Source organism: Hyphomonas sp. L-53-1-40 (assembly GCF_000682775.1).
GTDB lineage: Bacteria > Pseudomonadota > Alphaproteobacteria > Caulobacterales > Hyphomonadaceae > Hyphomonas.
This window is the reverse complement of sequence record NZ_AWFI01000001.1, coordinates 150,712-167,846: the sequence shown is the minus strand read 5'-3', so window position 1 is coordinate 167,846 and position 17,135 is coordinate 150,712. Positions and strand designations below refer to the sequence as shown.

Here is a 17,135-nt window from a genome sequence, read left to right as displayed (position 1 = left end):
CCCTACTCGGCTTCAGCCCCGATATGCTGGTCCACGAAACTGGCCATCGCGCGCAACGCTTCAATTCGCGTATCGCCATCCGACATCCAGTGATCCTCGCCCGGAAGCTTGATGAAGGTCACATCCTTGCCGGCTTTTTCGAGAGCCCGTTCCATGATCTCGCTCTGCTTGATCGGCACGACGGTGTCGTCATTGCCATGGATCAGCAGTACGGGTGCCGTGAACTTGTCTGCGGCTCTGGCTGGCGAGATAGCATTCAGCTTCTCGCGCTCTTCATCAAGATCGCCTATGTTTTCCTGCCAATAGTCCAGCGCCCAATGCTTGCGCCCATTATCCCACTTCACATCCACGAGGAGGGGTCGAATGTCCGACACGGGTGCAATCGCCACGACGCATTTGTACAGGTCGGGTGTGAACGCACCGCCCGCGAGCGCCGCATAGCCGCCATAACTGGCCCCGACAATGCAGACACGTGTCGGGTCTGCCAGGCCCTGCTCCACCAGCGTCTGCACGCCATCAGTGATGTCATCCTGCATCTTGCCGCCCCACTCCCCTTTGCCAAGAATCCGGTGCTCAGTTCCGTAGCCTGACGACCCCCGGAAATTCGGCTGAAGCACGAGGTAGCCCCGATTGGCGAAATACTGCGCCATCCAATCGAACCCCACCGCGTCATACGATTCTGGTCCGCCATGTGGCATCACGACCAGAGGCAGCTTGCTGGCCGTTTCAATATCCACACCCGCCGGCCAGGTCAGGATCGACGGAATGTTGAGCCCATCCCGGGCTTTATAATTGACAGAAACCATCTGGCCGACGGCGTCTGGGGGTATGTTGTCACGCTCATCCGCGACGAGCATCAATTGGCCAGTTTCCCGGTCCTGCAGGACATAACTGCCGGGCGTGTCGCTGCCATAGATCAGGTAGAGTAGCTTCGACCAGTCATCGGTCCAGGATACGAGATTTACAGAGGCCGTGGAAAACTGGTTCACCATGCCCGAGACGGCCGCGTCCACATCCGGATCATAAAACTTGTACGAGGGCACTGCGCCGGAATATTCGACACCGAGAACGAACCGGTTCCCATCCTTGATGATCCGCTCGATCGTACCGCCCTTCCCGCCGAGCGATGCAGGCGTCAACTGCCCCGAGAAATCGAGCTCATAAACGTTTCCGGAATCATCGGCATCACTACCGTCGGAAAACAGCAAGGCGGACCGGTCAGCCTTGATACCCGTGACACCGGGGGGCAGTTGCGAAGTTTCGAGTTCATAGATGAGCTCACGCTTCCCGTTCACATAGGTATAAACCCTGTAGGTATCCGTGGTGTTATTATAGTCCTCCCGCGCAAGTACCGTCCCATCCTTGTCCACGAACCAATCAACCGTATTGTCGACACCGCTCTTGAACCGTCTTCCTTTTCCGGTTTTCAAGTTCACGCGCAGTAGGTTGTAATTCGGATCAGAATAGCGATCTCCGACATAGGCCGGCATAAAGATGTGACCGGGGTCAGCATCGTCACCAACAATCCGCCCAAGACCGCCTTGGGCTGGATAGATGTTGTCAGTGCCCCTCAACAGAAATTTCAGGTGCTTGGTCTTCAAATTGAAAGAGAAAGCGCCAGAATATTCAAACTCCCCCCGGAACCCGATCACAAACTTCGTTTCTGACGCAAGGATGACGATGTTTTCCTCATCGGCGAACCAAATGTCCCGCGTGGCAACGTCGTCGATCTTCACGTGATAGGTCTTCTGTCGCGTCGCAAAGTCAAACGTGACGAGATAATCCGCCCCTTCCCGGCGCTCGGCAAAGGCCACGATCGATCCATCCGGAGACAGGGCCATGTACCGGATTGAGGGCAGGTCGCCATAGGCTTCCAGCGGCGGGTGGGTGACCTCGGCGCTGGCCGTGTTGAAGCCAAAGCCGAGCCATGCCGCCAGAACGGCCAAGACCAATACTCTCATGCAGGATCTCCCGAACAATAACATTCAGGCTATTTTGGATGGAAAGGCGAAGCAACACCGAAACCGCCCAATTGCAACCAACTCCCCCCTTCCGCTGCGCAAGCCGGGCTTGGCTTTGGCGGGCTGGCCCCCATGTCTTGGAAACGTAATGCAAGGGGCCTTGATGTGGCTGAACTTTCGATCCTTGAACTCGGACGCGTGCGCGAAGGCTTTACCCGCGCCGACGCGCTGAATGATGCCCGCCGCCTCGGCCAGCACGCCGAGGCCCTTGGCTACAAGCGGCTTTGGGTCGCCGAACACCACAATATGAAAGCCGTCACGACGGCAGCTACCTCGCTCGTCGTCTCGCACATTGCGGCTGGCACGAAGACCCTCCGCGTGGGCGCTGGCGGCATCATGCTGCCCAATCACGCGCCCTATATCATCGCCGAACAGTTCGGCACGCTGGAGGCGCTCTATCCGGGCCGGATCGACCTTGGCCTGGGCCGTGCCCCCGGCACCGACCAGATGACGCTGCGTGCCCTGCGTCGGGATCCCAACAGCGCCGACCGCTTCCCCCAGGATGTGCTGGAACTGCAGGCCTTCCTCGGCCCGGTCGAGCCCGGCCAGCAGATCGAAGCCGTCCCCGGCTCCAATTCGAACGTGCCTTTGTGGATTCTTGGCTCCAGCCTTTTCGGCGCGCAGGTCGCTGCGGCCTATGGCCTGCCTTACGGGTTTGCCTCGCATTTCGCACCCCAGGCACTGGATGATGCGCTGGCCACCTATCGTGCGAACTTCCAGCCATCAGATCAGCAGAAGACGCCCTACGCGCTGATCGGCGTGAACATCATCGCTGCCGAGACGAACGAGGAAGCCAAGTATCTCGCGACCTCCCAGCAGATGTCGTTCGCAAACCTCGTGCGGGGCGACCGCAAGCTGACCCAGCCGCCGATTGACGACATCGACACCTATTGGACGCCGGAAGAGAAAATGCGCGCGTCACACATGCTGAATTTCAGCATCATTGGGGACGCGGATACGGTGAAACGCGGCGTCGAGGCCCTGCTCGCCCGCACACAGGCCGACGAGCTGATGATCGTCTCCGACATGTACGACGTCGACAAGCGCCTGCGCTCGTTTGAAATCATCGCGAACGTCCTGAAAGGCTGAATTGTCGTTTAATGATCGCCCCGGCTAGACGGGGCGTTTGATCTCGTTGTGGTCGTCCAGCAGCACAATTGTCGGCGCATGCTGGCGGGCCTTGTCGGCATCAATCCCGGCGAAGGCCGCAATGATGACTTTGTCGCCGGCCGCAAAATGGCGCGCGGCCGCGCCGTTCACACCGATCGTCTTGGAACCGCGCGGTGCTTCCAGGGCATAGGTCTGGATGCGGGCACCATTGGTGACGTTCCAGATATCCACCCGCTCATTCGGCAGGATGCCCGAGGCATCCAGCAGGTCCTGGTCAATCGATACCGAGCCTTCATAGTGAAGGTCACACTGCGTGACGGTCGCAGAATGCAGTTTCGCTTTCAGCATGTTGAGCAACAAGGATGGATCCTCCCGGATTATTGTGAGCGCATCATTATGCTCATAATGAGCATATAGGAAGGCCTGCGGCCTTGCGCAAGGCGCTTATTGCATCGCAGCAAATGTGAGTAAAGACGATATTGGACGCTTGGGCCTCACCTTCACGCGAGGTCATGACGTCCCCCCACTCCCATACCCCGTGTCGCGCGAATTCCGTACCAAAATGGGTCGCCTTGCGGGATTTCGTCTGTTAACAATCTGTAAGGCTGGGGAATAATACAGGGGAGAAACGACATGAAACAGGTGTCAGCAAGCGCCATCGCCATCGCAATGATCGTCGCCGGCTGCGCGTCCAGCCCGGACCCCGCACCCGCCTCTCCGCCGCCCGCAGACAGTCAGGTGCCCAACGGACCCGTGCGTGGCATACCCAATCCCGGTGATGATGATTTTCTCGGCGCGCCAACCCCCACCGTGCGGCGCCATACCGGCCGCGCCAGCGGCGGCGCCGTGCCCGCCAAGGACTACCTCCCCTATATCGATGTCGCGATCGACGAGGCAGCCGTCTATTCCGAGTTCGGAGATATGCTGCAGGACCGTTACACGCGGATACAGATCGTCACGCTGAAACCCGATGCCTATGACATGGAGGGCGTGACGTCCGGCGTACGCAGTCAGGAAGTTGAGGCCCGCAACTATGACGAGGAGAGCCGGGGCTGGTTCTCTCGCATGATGTCATCGCGCAGTATTACCCGCACCCTGATCGCCGAGTTCGATGTGGCCAAGCCAGACATCACTGCGACCAATGCGCTCTTCTCGTCTACCTTCTCCTCGAACAACCGCGAGGGGGAATCCTGGACAACGAATGAGAGCATCTCGGTCTATGCCACGCCTTACTTCAAGGTCGGACCCAACACGACCATTGAGGCACGCTTTCGTCTTCAGCTGTCGGATGAAAAGGAATCCTCAGCCAGCGCCAATGTAATGGGGGCGCTGACCACCGCTGCCAACCTGATTGCGCCGACCTCCACGCTGGTCACCTATTTCAATGCGCCCCTGATGATGGAGGCTTCCAACTTCCTGAATAACTCCACCAGCACCCTGTTCGGTCAGTCGATCACGGAGCAATCGGTCAGCGCGTTTTCCGTGAAGGCATGGAGCGACAAGCCAATCCTCGTTGTCTCCGCGCAATTGCCGGACACGAACGATATCAAGGACACGCGCGGTAAAGGCGCTATCGGTCAATGGGCCGTGTATCTGGACCAGCCGATCCCTTCCATCTTCACAGCAGGTGTTTCGGATACCGGATACCCGGACTTTACCGGCGTTACTTCAGGCGACATCCTGGCTTTTGATGTTGGTGAGGACCTGACCGTGTATGATTACATCTTCTCGCGGCTCGACCTGTCAGATCGTATTTCATACCTCAACAGCTCGGCTGACCCGGACGTTGCCGGCCTGATCTGCAACCGGATTGAACGCGGCCTCTCCGAAATCGGGTTTACCTCCTATGACGCGGCCGCTGCGGTCTGGGCCGCATCCGTCTCCGATCAGTTCAATGGCGCCGCCAAGTCTGCCTTCCAGGGCGAAAACACATGCGAGGCCATGATACGCTGGAAAGCACTGGGCGGCTGATCCGGTCCCGCGACCACCACCCCTCCCCTGTTAGCAGCACTTATGGCCCCATGCAGTTGCGGTTCTTGAATGGCCCAGCCAGAAGGAGAGGATGACAAACGTCCTCATCGTTAATGGTCACCAGCCCTTTCCAACCTCTCCCGGTACGCTGAACGCTGCCTTTGTCGAACGCGCTCGGCGCATATTCGAGGCGGCCGATTGGAACATTCGCACCACTCATGTGGCAGATGGATGGGACACGGAGGAAGAGGTCGCCAATCAACTCTGGGCCGATAAGATACTCTTTCAGTTCCCCCTGAATTCCATGGGCCTGCCCTGGTCTCTGAAGCGTTATCTCGATGAGGTATACACCGCCGGCATGGATGGCCGCCTGTCAAAGGGCGACGGGCGCAGCCGCAAGGACGCGTCCCGTCAATATGGCAGCGGCGGTCACCTGACCGAAACGCAATACATGCTGTCGCTCACACTCAATGCGCCGCGAACGGCATTTGGCGATCCGAACCAGAATTTCTTTGAAGGTCGCTCCGTCGAAGACCTGCTCTGGCCGGTGCATTTGAATTTCCGATTTTTCGGTATGCAGGCCCTGCCGAGCTTTGCGGCATATGATGTTTCCAAGGCGCCGACAATCGCGGCAGACTTCGAACGCTTCGATGCGCATTTGCGAGGCGCGTTTGGCTTGCCTGCCCATCCACGATCAGCCTGATGTGAGGAAGTGGGCAACCACGCGCCGGGTGTGCGGGGCGTCGCGATGCTCGAACAAATAGATGCCCTGCCAAGTGCCCAGCGCCATGCGCCCCGCCGAAACGGGAATGGAGAGCGAGGTCTGTGTCAGCGCGGACTTGATATGGGCAGGCATATCGTCTGGCCCCTCGGTACGATGGACGAGATAGTTCATCGTGGGGTCATCGGCATGCGGCGCGAGGCGGCGAAAGAAAGCCTGAAGATCCCGCTGCACATCCGGATCGGCATTTTCCTGAACCAGCAGCGAGCAGGACGTGTGCTGGCAGAACAGGGTCAGAAGGCCGTCGCCCCGACCGGCGACAAATTCCGCCGCATCGCGGGTAAACTCAAAAAGGCCGGAACCTTGGGTCGAAATCGTGAGCTGGGTCTGCATGATGTCCGGATAGCCGCTGGCGCCCCGCCCGGCAATCGGGGATGAGTTTCCGGGGTGACGGGCCCTGTTACGCCCTGTATCTCAAGAATTGACGGTATAATCCAAGTGAACGGAGTGGGACATGCGCTGGAAGGGTGGACGCAAGGGCGGCAACGTCGAGGATAGACGCGGCATTAGCGGGGGCAAGGTTGCGGGCGGCGGAATCGGCTTTGTCCTGATCGCGCTGGTCGTGTCCTATTTTCTGGGCATTGACCCCCAGCCCCTGCTTGAGGCGGGCAGTGGCATGTCATCCGGCCAGCAACAGCAATCCGGCGAAGTCGGCACCCCAGAGGATGAGGCCGGCCAGTTCGTTGATGTGGTTGGCACCAACGTCAATGACGTCTGGACCGGACTGCTGGACGGCTACAAGAAGCCAAATGTCGTGATCTATACCGAAGGCACGGGCACCGGATGCGGCTATGGCCAGGCCGCGATGGGGCCTTTCTATTGCCCAGCCGACCAGACCATCTATCTGGACCTTTCTTTCTGGCAGCAGATGGAAACCCAACTTGGCGCGTCCGGTGCAGATTTCGCGCGCGCATATGTCATCGCGCACGAATACGGCCACCACGTCCAGACGCTGACCGGGGCCTCGCAACAGGTGCGCAAGGCACAGCAGCAGGCTCGCAATCAGGCCGCGGCAAACAAATACTCCGTCGCGCTGGAGCTGCAGGCTGACTGCTATGCTGGCGTGTGGGCTGCCCGCGCCGCAGAGGCCTCCAATGGCCAGGTTGCGCTCGAACGCGGCGACATGGCAGAAGGCTTGAAAACCGCCAATGCGATCGGCGACGACATGCTGCAAAAGCGCTCGACGGGCCGCGTCTCGCCCGAAGGCTTCACGCATGGCTCAGCCGAACAGCGCATGGAGTGGCTGACCCGGGGTTATGAGAGCGGTGACCCCCGCCAGTGTGATACGTTCAACTGAGCCCCTGCCCGAACGGGGGAAGCAACACCACTCAAAGAGGGAGAGCCGACATGACCGACGGCAAGCCAATGGGGTTCGACACCCTGCAAATTCATGCGGGCGCGAACCCGGACCCCGCCACTGGCGCGCGCCAGGTGCCGATTTACCAGACAACGGCCTATGTCTTCCGCGACGCAGACCATGCCGCCGCGCTCTTCGGCCTGCAGGAAGTCGGCTATATCTATTCCCGCCTGACCAATCCGACCGTGGCCGCCCTTGGCGACCGGATCACCGCGCTGGAAGGCGGCGCGGGCACTGTCTGCTGTTCGTCCGGTCATGCGGCCCAGATCATGGCGCTGTTCCCGTTGATGGCCCCCGGCCGCAACATCGTCGCCTCGACGCGCCTCTATGGCGGCACGATCACCCAGTTCAGCCAGACCTTCAAACGCTTCGGCTGGTCGGCCACCTTCGTGGACTTTGACGATCTCGACGCCGTGAAGGCCGCGATTGACGACGACACGCGCGCCATCTTCTGCGAGACCATCGCCAATCCGGGCGGCTATATCACCGATCTGGACGCGATTGCCGAAATCGCCGACGGCGCAGGCATCCCCCTGATCGTCGACAATACGACGGCCACGCCCTATCTCTGCCGTCCGATCGAGCATGGCGCGACGCTGGTCGTTCACTCGCTGACGAAATACATGACCGGCAATGGCACGGTCACCGGCGGCGCAATTATCGATTCCGGCAAGTTCGACTGGTCGGCGTCTGACAAGTTCCCGTCCCTGTCGCAGCCCGAACCGGCCTATCACGGCCTGAACTTTCATGAGACATTTGGCCCCGCCGCGTTCACCTTCCACGGCATTGCCATCGGCCTGCGCGACCTCGGCATGACGCTCAACCCTCAGGCGGCGCATTATACGCTGATGGGCATCGAGACGCTCTCCATGCGGATGGAGAAACACATTGCAAACGCCGAGAAGGTTGCCGCGTGGCTGGAAGGTCATGATGCGGTTGCTGGTGTCACCTATGCCGGGCTCGACTCCTCGCCCTACAAGGATCGCATCCCGAAAATCTGCCCGAAAGGGGCTGGCGCCCTGTTCACGGTCCAGCTGAAAGGCGGCTATGAAGCCTGCACGCAGTTCGTTGGCGGCCTGAACCTGTTCAGCCATGTCGCGAACCTCGGTGACGCGCGCAGCCTGGTTATCCACCCCGCCTCGACCACGCACCGCCAGTTGACCGAAGAACAGCAGATCGCCGCTGGCGCCGCGCCCAACACGGTCCGCCTCTCCATCGGCATCGAAGACGCGGACGACCTGATCGCAGATCTGGATCAGGCGCTAAACGCGGCAGGCTAGTCACGCTTCGACAAATCCAAAAACGAAAACAAAAAAGGCGGCCTCGACGGGCCGCCTTTTTCAAACTTGGATCGGCGCTTGCGCCTTATGTATCCAGGAAGCTCCGCAGTTTGCGGCTGCGGCTCGGATGCTTCAGTTTGCGGAGCGCCTTGGCTTCGATCTGGCGGATTCGTTCGCGGGTCACCGAGAATTGCTGGCCGACTTCTTCCAGCGTGTGATCCGTGTTCATACCGATACCGAAGCGCATGCGCAGCACGCGTTCTTCACGCGGCGTAAGCGAGGCGAGCACGCGGGTCGTCGTTTCGCGCAGGTTCGACTGGATCGCGGCGTCGACGGGCAGAAGCGCCATCTTGTCCTCGATGAAGTCGCCGAGGTTTGAATCCTCGTCGTCGCCAATCGGCGTTTCCAGCGAAATTGGCTCTTTCGCGATCTTCAGAACCTTGCGGATCTTCTCCAGCGGCAGGCCCAGCTTTTCGGCCAGCTCTTCCGGAGTCGGCTCGCGGCCGATCTCGTGCAGCATCTGGCGCTGGGTACGGATGATCTTGTTGATCGTCTCGATCATGTGCACCGGGATACGGATCGTGCGGGCCTGGTCCGCAATGGACCGGGTAATCGCCTGACGGATCCACCAGGTTGCATAGGTCGAGAATTTGTAACCGCGACGGTATTCGAATTTATCGACCGCCTTCATCAGGCCGATATTGCCTTCCTGAATCAGATCCAGGAATTGCAGGCCACGATTTGTGTATTTCTTCGCGATGGAAATCACGAGGCGCAGGTTGGCCTCGACCATTTCCTTCTTGGCGATGCGCGCTTCGCGTTCGCCCTTCTGCACCGTCTGCACGATGCGGCGGAAATCATCGATCGGAATACCGATTTCCTGCGCGATTTCGGAAATGTTGTCGCGGGACTCGGTGATTTCGGCTTCCTTGCCTTCAGCAAAGCGCTTCCACTTGGCCGACCGGCCTTTAACAGCCTCGATCCAGTCCGGCTCCAGCTCGCGGCCGAAATAGTTCTCGAGGAATTCCTTGCGCGGCACACCATAGGCATCGCCCATGCGCATCAGCTTGCCTTCCATGCCCATCAGCTTTTTGTTGATGGCATAGAGCTGTTCGACCAGCGCTTCGATCCGGGCATTATTGATGTGGATCGTCTTGAGGTTTTCGACGATGGAGTTTGACAGCTCGTCATACTCTTCCTGCGCCTTCGGCGTCAGGTCCTTGCCTTCGAGGCGGCGGCCGACCAGCTTGTCCTGCAATTTGCGGTATTTCGCGAAATCGTCGGCAATCTCGTCCAGCTTGGCCAGCACGCCATCGCGCAGTTCAGCTTCCATGGCGGACATGGACATTGCCGCAGCATCATCCTCGTCCTCGTCGTCATCATCGTCTGAGGATTCTTCGCCTTCGGCTTTCGCCTCGTCCGCTTCGTCTTCTTCTTCCTTGGGCTTTGGCTCAGGCGGCGGGTTTTCCGCGCCATAGGTGGCCTCAAGGTCGATCAGGTCACGCAGCAGGATGCGCTCGTTTACAAGCTCGTCGCGCCAGACCATCATGGCTTCGAAGGTCAGCGGGCTTTCGCACAGGCCGCGGATCATCGCATCACGTCCAGCCTCGATGCGCTTGGCAATCGCGATCTCACCTTCACGCGACAGCAGCTCAACAGCGCCCATTTCGCGCAGGTACATGCGGACCGGATCATCGGTGCGGTCAGAACCGCGCGCATTGCCCTTCTTGGCAACGACTTTCTTGTCTTCAATCTTGGTGAGCGCCTTGCCTTCGGCTTCGGCTTCTTCTTCGCTCTCGACCACTGCAATGCCCTGCTCGGAGATCTGGGACATCACGTCCTCAATCTGGTCGGAGGTCATTTCGTCATTGGGAAGCAGAGCGTTGATTTCGTCATGCGTGATGAAGCCGCGCTTCTGAGCGCGCTTCAGGACTTTCTTGACGTCGGTCGCATTGAAATCGACCAGGCCGTTTTCATTGTCCTTGTCGTCATCACGGTCGCCATCGCCGGAGACGTTCTTTTTCTTGGTGGCTGTTGCCATTCAAATCTCTCCTGTGAGGACCCCGACTGCGCTTGCCGAGAACTCTCCCAAAATAATACCTGCCTGTTAGCTTTCGCTGACTGTTCCTGCTGCCTCGTACATGCGGTCCCGCAGGACCGTTCGGTTCTCAACGAGCTGAAGACGCCTGTGCCATATACATGACGGCAGGGTCGATCCCTTGCACGCAGCATCCATGCCACGGTCAAGAGCAGGCTCGTGTGAACGTCCGTCTTCCAGAAATTGCTCGATGGCCGTTGGCCAGTCCTTTGCCTCGGGTTCAAAAACCGCGTTCAGAGGCAGATGAGGATAGTGTTTGAGCAGTTTGTCAGCGCGCATGTTCCCTGCTTACAGTAAATGGGCATGGATTGCGTTGCGGTCAATAGGTTTTCCTGCGTTTGAAGCCGCGATGCCTAATTGCTGGAGCCATCTGGCTTGAACCAGGGGTTCTTCTCTTCGAACTGTTTCCAGAAATCGCCGATATTCGCCTTGCCCATCGCCTTTTCCTGCTGATCGACCAGAACACGCTCCTCATAGGCCTTGCGCTTCTCGGCCACCAGTCGACGTTTCAATTTGAGACGCCGCACTTCGTCATCCGCAGATGGGGCGGTATCGACCGGGATGAACACCTCGATCGCAGCTTTCCAGGACCGGTAGGCCGGATCGTCAACATTGATCCGCGACACCTGCGTCATGTCGATCTGGGAGACTTCCCGCTCATGCCCCTCCCGCGCCAGCAATTCCAGCACAGCGTCAAACGTCAGCTCCCTGTTTTCGATCAGGAAATCGACGAGCAGGTCACGCAACCGGTTGGACATCACATTGCGGAAATCCGCCGCGATCAGCGTCTCCTCCATCCCGGACAAGATTGCAGGACTGGCAATGGCCTGCATCAGCAACAGGACACCGGGACTCTGTTTGCCGCCGGTTTGCGGACCCGTCGATGGGCTGCCTCCATAGGGGGACGCGCCGCCCTGCCCCCGTCCTCCGGGCTTGCCCTTGGTAAAGGAACTCTGCCGTTTGGCCTGACGGATCTGCCAGAAATGATCCTTCATGCGCGCGCGCAAGTCACGCTCATAGGCTGCCTTGACACCGGGATGCTTGATCTGGGCTGCAGCCTGCATCAGCCGCGCCTCCAATCCGGCCTGACGTTCCGGCGTGTCCAGCGGTTCGGCATCGCGCTCGCGCAGCCAGAGCAGTTCCGACAGGGCGATTCGCCCGTCCAGCGCTTCGCCCATCGCCATCGGTCCACGCTCGCGGATCAGGTCATCCGGGTCCATGCCGTCTGGCAACAGCACGAAGAACAAGGACCGGCCGGGCTCGACATGCGGCAGCGCTCGATCAACGGCGCGATAGGCGGCGCCAAGACCAGCCCGGTCACCATCGAAACACAATACCGGCTCCGGACCAGCGCGCCAGAGCAGGCTGATCTGCTCCTCGGTCAGCGCCGTGCCAAGCGGCGCCACGGCCTGACCGAAGCCAGCCTCGGTCAGTGCGATGGCGTCCATATAGCCTTCGCAGACAATCAGGCCGCCGCCCTCACCATGACCCAGTGCCTCGCGTGCCGCCTTGTAGCGATAGAGTACCCGGGATTTGTGAAACAGCGGCGTGTCGCCGGAATTGAGGTATTTCGGCTTTGCATCCGGCGTCAGTCCGCGACCGCCAAAGGCGATGATGCCGCCCCGGCTATCCGGGATCGGAAACATCAGTCGCCCCCGGAACGCATCATAGGGCTCGCCGCCCTTGTCGCTTTCCTTGGTGAGGCCTGCTTCCAGAATCTCGGCAGCGGTGAAGCCTTCAGCTTTCAGGTGCGCGCTCGTCTTGCGCCAATCATCCGGCGCATAGCCGAGCCTGTGGCGCTTCCAGGCCGCAGGCTTCAGGCCCCTGCCCTCAAGGTATTCGCGCGCCGCGGCGCCTTCGGACGATTGAAGTCGTTCTTCGAAATACGACGCGGCTGCTTCGCAGACTTCCTGCAACCGTTTGCGATGGTCATAGGCTTCGGCGGCACGCGGATCGGACTTCGGCAATTCCATGCCGGCCTCTTCGGCCAGCTTCTCAACCGCTTCCATGAAGGAGAGCCGCTCGGTCTCCATTACGAAACTGATGACATCACCACCCATGCCGGACGAAAAACATTTGAAGATGCGCTTCTGGTCGTTGACGTAGAAGCTCGGTGTCTTCTCGGCCGTGAACGGCGACAGCCCGACCCATTCCTTGCCCTTCTTGGTCAGCTTCACCTTGCGGCCGATCACATCCGAAGGCCGGATACGGGCCTTCAGTTCATCGACGAAGCCATCAGGAATGCGGACAGGGGAACTCATAGCGGCGCAGTGTAGCCTCAATGGGGAATTGGGGGAACGCTCCCCTGCCTGCTGAGGAACCGGAATTGCACAAAAAAGGCCCCGCGCGAGCGGGGCCTGATCTTGATGCCAAAGGAAATGGCTTAGTCGATGTCAGCCGTGAAACCCAAAGCACTGTTGAATTCCTGTTCGCTCAGGTCGATGACGATCTCGCCATCGCTGTCGCCTTGGGCAACCATGATTTTCGATGGATCGATCAGGAAGCGTTTGTCCGTCACAGCTTCGACGATGCCATCGGACACAACGGCATACTTGGCCTGGCCGTCTGTCTTCATGATCAGGTCTGTGACGCGCACGTCCTTGTCATTGAAAGCCAGATTGATGTTCGTGCCAGTCAGCTCTGACGCAAGACGATAGTCGTTCATGCCATTCTGCTCGAACTCCTGGAGGTCATCCAGCATTTCCTCGGTCAGATCCATGCGCGCAGCAGGTTCACCTTCCTCGTCGAACCAGATTGAGGCTTGCTCGAATGACACGGCGTGCAGATCACCGGCAAAACCATCACGGATGATCAGCATTGGTTCCATCGTACCCGACGCCAGCATGACGTCTTCAACTTCGCCAACCTCCTCGCCATTGGAGTCCATGACTTCTTCGCCGATCAGCTCGGATGTCAGGAATTCGCCGGATGTCAGAACATAATCGTCGCGGTCAGCCTCGGCCATATTGGTCTCGGCCGTCGCATCACCGTAAACATCATTTTCGGTGTCGAACTCACCGTCATATGTCGCGGTCTCGGTCATCGCAGTTGTATCGGTCTCGGCGGTCTGCGTGTGGGTATCAGCACCAGAACAGGCCACAACACCCATCATCAGGGCAGCCGCACTCGTAGTCAGAAAAAGCCGTTTCATTTCAAAGTCCTTTCGTTGTGATCAATGCACAACCAACGGACCTTTCGCGGCCTTTGTTCCAACCTTTCGCAGAATTAACCAGCTGGGTCGCGGACTATTTTGCCGATACCTTGTTCGATGTCAGCGCCCTGCGCATGACCTTGCCAGCGGTGCCGGATTCGATCTTTCCGGGATAGCGCTGTTTCAGCGCCGACATGCACCGACCGATATCCTTCAGCTTGCTGGCGCCGAGGTCTTCGACCACTTCTTCAACAGCCTCTTCAAGCGCCTTTGTGCAGAGCGGTTCGGGCAGGAATTTGCGGATAATCTCGATTTCTTCGCGCTCACGAATGGCATCTTCGATACGGCCGGCATCATCATGCTCGTCGGCTGCTGTTTCGCGCTGTGCAATCATGATTTCGAGCACATTGCGCACGTCGGCATCAGGACAGCCCTCGCTGTCGCCACGCCCACGGGCGCAAACATCACGGTCACGAATGGCCGCATCAATCAGGCGCAGGGTCGACAGGCGGGTGGTACAGCCATCGTCCTTTTCGCGCTCGGCATGCAATGCCTGCGCAACGCGCGCCTTAAGCGTCATCATGTCAGATTTATCTTCGTGGCCCATTCAAAATACGCCTTTCACACCAGCAACGTTCGTCTATGCTTGACGTTGCAGGGACTCAGTCCCATTACCCGGAAAAATGTCGGCGGAGAGAGTTAACCGTCTGACAACGATCCCGGAAGGCCAGCCAAATATGTCCGAACAAAGCAAAAAGCAAGCCAGCTCAACTGCCACGGGAGCTATCGCCTTGTCTGACGGCACTATTTTCTTGGGAAAAGGTGCAGGCGCAGAGGGTGTGCACGTCGGCGAGCTCTGTTTCAACACAGCCATCACAGGCTATCAGGAGATCCTGACAGACCCCTCCTACTCATCGCAGATCGTGCTCTTCACCTTCCCACATGTGGGCAATGTCGGGGCAAATGCTGACGATCACGAGGAATCCTCGGTTCCGGGCACGAATGGGGCCCGCGGCACGATTTTCCGCGAGCCGATCACAGCGGCGTCCAACTGGCGGTCTGGCGAGGAATTCGGTGACTGGCTGACCCGTCGCAACATTGTGGCCCTGTCCGGCGTCGATACCCGCGCCATCACACGGATCGTACGCGAAAAGGGCATGCAGAAGGCTGCAATCTGCCACAAGCCTGACGGCAATATCGATCTCGACGAACTGATCGAGACCGCGCGCGCCTGGAACGGCCTGGAAACGGCTGACCTCGCCGCAGATGTCGATACCGATGCCCCCTTCGAGAACGCCCAGCGCCTCTGGCAGGTTTCCGGCGGCTATAGCGACATGGCCGACGCCCAGCACCATGTCGTCGTTGTTGATTTCGGCGTGAAGAAGAACATCCTGCGCAATCTGGCCCAGACTGGCATCCGCACCAGTGTCGTGAATGGCGATGCCACCGCAGACGAGATTTTCGCTCTGAATCCCGATGGTGTGGTCTTTTCCAACGGTCCAGGCGACCCCGCCGCGACGATCGCCCGCTCCGGCGACATGATCCGCGCAGTCATCAACAAGGGCCTGCCAATTCTCGGCATTTGCCTTGGCCATCAACTGCTCGCCCTCGCACTTGGCGCCAAGACCATGAAGATGGCCCAGGGTCACCATGGTGCGAACCATCCGGTAAAAGACCTCGTCACCGGCAAGGTCGAGATTGTGTCGATGAATCATGGCTTCACAGTTGATCCCGCCACGCTGCCTGAGGGGGTCGAGGAGAGCCATCGCTCGCTCTTTGATGGCACCAATTCTGGCCTCGCCGTGAAAAACCGCCCGATCATTTCCGTCCAGCACCACCCGGAAGCCAGCCCCGGCCCCCAGGACAGTTTCTATCTGTTCCAGCGCTTTGCGGACCTGATGGCCGCGCCCAAGTCCTGATACCGGCCAACGCGCCCGATATTCCGACCCAGCATGGACGCTCCCCTTCCCCTCCCGGGTGACAACCGCCTCGGCTGCGTCGCTGCAGACCTCGCAAGTCAGGGCTGGTCATGGCAGCCGGGCTTGCTGCCAGACACCTTGCTGGCCGCCATGCGCGAAGAGATTCAGAGACTGGACGCAGACGCCACGCTGGCCCCGGCCGGGATTGGGCGCGATGATGACTTTCAGGTCGACCGCTCCATCCGCAAGACACGCATTACATGGCTTGATGGATCCAGCGCCGCCCAATCGGCCTTTGCCGCATGGGCTGAACACTGGCGCGAGTCCCTCAATCGCACCCTTCTGCTTGGCCTGTTCGAGTTCGAAGCCTGCTACGCCGTCTATCCTGAAGGCGGCTTCTATGATCGCCATCTTGATAGTTTCGAAGGCGCGAGAAACCGGATCGTGTCGATCGTGGTCTACCTGAACGAGGCTTGGAGCGTGGACGATGGCGGCGCGCTGCTGGTCTGGCCCGAAGGCGCCGCCGATGAAGCCTCCCCTATTGCCTCCATCGTCCCGGAAGGCGGCGGCGTGGTGTTCATGCTATCGGAGACAATCCCGCATGCCGTCGAGCCAACGGCGCGTCTGCGCTATGGCCTTGCAGGATGGTGGCGCGTAAATCCCGCGATCAATGGTGTGGCGATTCCTCTGGACTGAGCGACGGCCAGCCTAATCAGGACAATTTCCGCAATAGGCCTTCAATCGTGTTGTAGACCAACTCGACCGTTACACCCGGCACCTTCCGACTGAGTGCGACGCCCGCACCATTTAACGCACCCTGCATAATGACTGCAGATGATGCCGCATTTTCAGTCGCTATCGCGCCCTGCTGGACAAGGTATTCGATTCCAACCCGCACACTTTTCTGGCTGAGATCAAAATCAGCCTCGTACCAGTCCTGCCCGAGTGCTGCACGACCATCGATCAGCACGATCCTCTGATAGTCGGGCCGCGCAGCCCATTCCAGATACCGACGTGCACCGGCGAGCATTGCGGAGTAGGGATCGCCCGGCAACCGGCCCTCTGCGGCGGCTGCCTGCGTGTCCTGATTCATTTCCTGCTGCAAAGTTCGCCAGACCTCATAATAGAGCGCCTGCTTGTTCTCGAAATGGTGGAACAGGGCACCCTTGGTGATCCCGGCATCTTCCACGATACTTGAGAGACTTGCCTCGAATCCCTCATCAGTAAAACGTTGCCGCGCCGCGCTCAGAATAGCTGAGCGTGTCTCACTGGCCTTTTTTGATCGACGATTGGGCATGTTTAGCTTTTCGGTTGTCGATCTAACATACCAGTGGTATGTAAAATTACCAATGTGGAGGCTCGAGAACGGTTCGTTCCCGATAAGGTACCACCAACGAGACACCAGGCTGGGTGGCATTCCGACACTGCATTGCCAAAGTGGGACGCG

At 59.2% G+C, this 17,135-nt stretch carries 15 protein-coding genes; 7 read left to right on the top strand and 8 right to left on the bottom strand.

Annotated elements, in window-relative coordinates:
• Window positions 1-2: 2 nt before the first annotated feature.
• Window positions 3-1,961, bottom strand: a complete 1,959-nt coding sequence (locus tag L53_RS00770; RefSeq protein ID WP_034810636.1) for a S9 family peptidase — start codon at window positions 1,959-1,961, stop codon at window positions 3-5.
• A 165-nt stretch (window positions 1,962-2,126) separates the two neighbouring features.
• On the opposite strand from L53_RS00770, the gene L53_RS00765 reads away from it, so the two are divergent.
• Complete coding sequence (locus tag L53_RS00765) at window positions 2,127-3,110, top strand: LLM class flavin-dependent oxidoreductase (RefSeq protein WP_034810633.1); 984 nt, start codon at window positions 2,127-2,129, stop codon at window positions 3,108-3,110.
• A gap of 24 nt (window positions 3,111-3,134) precedes the next feature.
• On the opposite strand, the gene panD is transcribed toward L53_RS00765, so the two are convergent.
• Complete coding sequence (panD, locus tag L53_RS00760) at window positions 3,135-3,491, bottom strand: aspartate 1-decarboxylase (RefSeq protein WP_034810630.1); 357 nt, start codon at window positions 3,489-3,491, stop codon at window positions 3,135-3,137.
• 273 nt (window positions 3,492-3,764) lie between these two features.
• Between panD and L53_RS00755 the strand changes: the two genes are divergently transcribed.
• Window positions 3,765-5,102, top strand: a complete 1,338-nt coding sequence (locus L53_RS00755; protein ID WP_034810627.1) for a hypothetical protein — start codon at window positions 3,765-3,767, stop codon at window positions 5,100-5,102.
• 91 nt (window positions 5,103-5,193) lie between these two features.
• Window positions 5,194-5,805, top strand: a complete 612-nt coding sequence (locus tag L53_RS00750) for an NAD(P)H-dependent oxidoreductase (protein WP_034810618.1) — start codon at window positions 5,194-5,196, stop codon at window positions 5,803-5,805.
• On the opposite strand, the gene L53_RS00745 is transcribed toward L53_RS00750, so the two are convergent.
• A complete protein-coding gene (locus L53_RS00745) occupies window positions 5,797-6,219 on the bottom strand; it encodes a secondary thiamine-phosphate synthase enzyme YjbQ (protein ID WP_034810616.1) in 423 nt (140 codons plus the stop codon). The two genes, L53_RS00750 and L53_RS00745, sit on opposite strands and share 9 nt — an antisense overlap.
• 118 nt (window positions 6,220-6,337) lie before the next feature.
• Here L53_RS00745 and L53_RS00740 point away from each other — a divergent pair, with 118 nt between their 5' ends.
• Together L53_RS00740 and L53_RS00735 are read left to right on the top strand one after the other, a co-directional pair.
• Window positions 6,338-7,180 (top strand): neutral zinc metallopeptidase, encoded by an 843-nt coding sequence (locus L53_RS00740; protein WP_034810615.1) that lies wholly within the window; start codon window positions 6,338-6,340, stop codon window positions 7,178-7,180.
• Window positions 7,181-7,230: 50 nt separating this feature from the next.
• Complete coding sequence (locus L53_RS00735) at window positions 7,231-8,520, top strand: O-acetylhomoserine aminocarboxypropyltransferase/cysteine synthase family protein (protein ID WP_034810613.1); 1,290 nt, start codon at window positions 7,231-7,233, stop codon at window positions 8,518-8,520.
• 85 nt (window positions 8,521-8,605) lie between these two features.
• On the opposite strand, the gene rpoD is transcribed toward L53_RS00735, so the two are convergent.
• From rpoD to L53_RS00710, 4 genes are all read right to left on the bottom strand, one after another.
• Window positions 8,606-10,561 carry an RNA polymerase sigma factor RpoD gene (gene rpoD / locus L53_RS00730; RefSeq protein ID WP_034810612.1) on the bottom strand — a complete coding sequence of 652 codons (1,956 nt, stop codon included), beginning with the start codon at window positions 10,559-10,561 and terminating at the stop codon, window positions 8,606-8,608.
• Between the two features lie 410 nt (window positions 10,562-10,971).
• Complete coding sequence (gene dnaG / locus L53_RS00720; RefSeq protein WP_084332938.1) at window positions 10,972-12,879, bottom strand: DNA primase; 1,908 nt, start codon at window positions 12,877-12,879, stop codon at window positions 10,972-10,974.
• A 122-nt stretch (window positions 12,880-13,001) separates the two neighbouring features.
• Window positions 13,002-13,769 (bottom strand): PRC-barrel domain-containing protein, encoded by a 768-nt coding sequence (locus L53_RS00715; protein WP_034810609.1) that lies wholly within the window; start codon window positions 13,767-13,769, stop codon window positions 13,002-13,004.
• A 94-nt stretch (window positions 13,770-13,863) separates the two neighbouring features.
• Window positions 13,864-14,376 (bottom strand): GatB/YqeY domain-containing protein, encoded by a 513-nt coding sequence (locus tag L53_RS00710; RefSeq protein WP_233347455.1) that lies wholly within the window; start codon window positions 14,374-14,376, stop codon window positions 13,864-13,866.
• 130 nt (window positions 14,377-14,506) lie between these two features.
• Here L53_RS00710 and carA point away from each other — a divergent pair, with 130 nt between their 5' ends.
• Window positions 14,507-15,688 carry a glutamine-hydrolyzing carbamoyl-phosphate synthase small subunit gene (gene carA, locus L53_RS00705; protein WP_034810608.1) on the top strand — a complete coding sequence of 394 codons (1,182 nt, stop codon included), beginning with the start codon at window positions 14,507-14,509 and terminating at the stop codon, window positions 15,686-15,688.
• Window positions 15,689-15,721: 33 nt separating this feature from the next.
• Window positions 15,722-16,384, top strand: a complete 663-nt coding sequence (locus tag L53_RS00700) for a 2OG-Fe(II) oxygenase (protein ID WP_034810606.1) — start codon at window positions 15,722-15,724, stop codon at window positions 16,382-16,384.
• A gap of 16 nt (window positions 16,385-16,400) precedes the next feature.
• Here the strand turns inward: L53_RS00700 and L53_RS00695 are convergent, their stop codons facing one another.
• Complete coding sequence (locus tag L53_RS00695; RefSeq protein WP_034810605.1) at window positions 16,401-16,985, bottom strand: TetR/AcrR family transcriptional regulator; 585 nt, start codon at window positions 16,983-16,985, stop codon at window positions 16,401-16,403.
• Between the last annotated feature and the right edge of the window lie 150 nt (window positions 16,986-17,135).

What these genes read in the sequence shown, in the direction of transcription:
- L53_RS00770 (WP_034810636.1), bottom strand. Translation starts at nt 1,961, where the DNA reads ATGAGAGTATTGGTCTTGGCCGTTCTGGCGGCATGGCTCGGCTTTGGC.
- L53_RS00755 (WP_034810627.1), top strand. Translation starts at nt 3,765, where the DNA reads ATGAAACAGGTGTCAGCAAGCGCCATCGCCATCGCAATGATCGTCGCC.
- L53_RS00750 (WP_034810618.1), top strand. Translation starts at nt 5,194, where the DNA reads ATGACAAACGTCCTCATCGTTAATGGTCACCAGCCCTTTCCAACCTCT.
- L53_RS00740 (WP_034810615.1), top strand. Translation starts at nt 6,338, where the DNA reads ATGCGCTGGAAGGGTGGACGCAAGGGCGGCAACGTCGAGGATAGACGC.
- L53_RS00735 (WP_034810613.1), top strand. Translation starts at nt 7,231, where the DNA reads ATGACCGACGGCAAGCCAATGGGGTTCGACACCCTGCAAATTCATGCG.
- rpoD (WP_034810612.1), bottom strand. Translation starts at nt 10,561, where the DNA reads ATGGCAACAGCCACCAAGAAAAAGAACGTCTCCGGCGATGGCGACCGT.
- dnaG (WP_084332938.1), bottom strand. Translation starts at nt 12,879, where the DNA reads ATGAGTTCCCCTGTCCGCATTCCTGATGGCTTCGTCGATGAACTGAAG.
- L53_RS00715 (WP_034810609.1), bottom strand. Translation starts at nt 13,769, where the DNA reads ATGAAACGGCTTTTTCTGACTACGAGTGCGGCTGCCCTGATGATGGGT.
- L53_RS00710 (WP_233347455.1), bottom strand. Translation starts at nt 14,376, where the DNA reads ATGGGCCACGAAGATAAATCTGACATGATGACGCTTAAGGCGCGCGTT.
- carA (WP_034810608.1), top strand. Translation starts at nt 14,507, where the DNA reads ATGTCCGAACAAAGCAAAAAGCAAGCCAGCTCAACTGCCACGGGAGCT.
- L53_RS00700 (WP_034810606.1), top strand. Translation starts at nt 15,722, where the DNA reads ATGGACGCTCCCCTTCCCCTCCCGGGTGACAACCGCCTCGGCTGCGTC.
- L53_RS00695 (WP_034810605.1), bottom strand. Translation starts at nt 16,985, where the DNA reads ATGCCCAATCGTCGATCAAAAAAGGCCAGTGAGACACGCTCAGCTATT.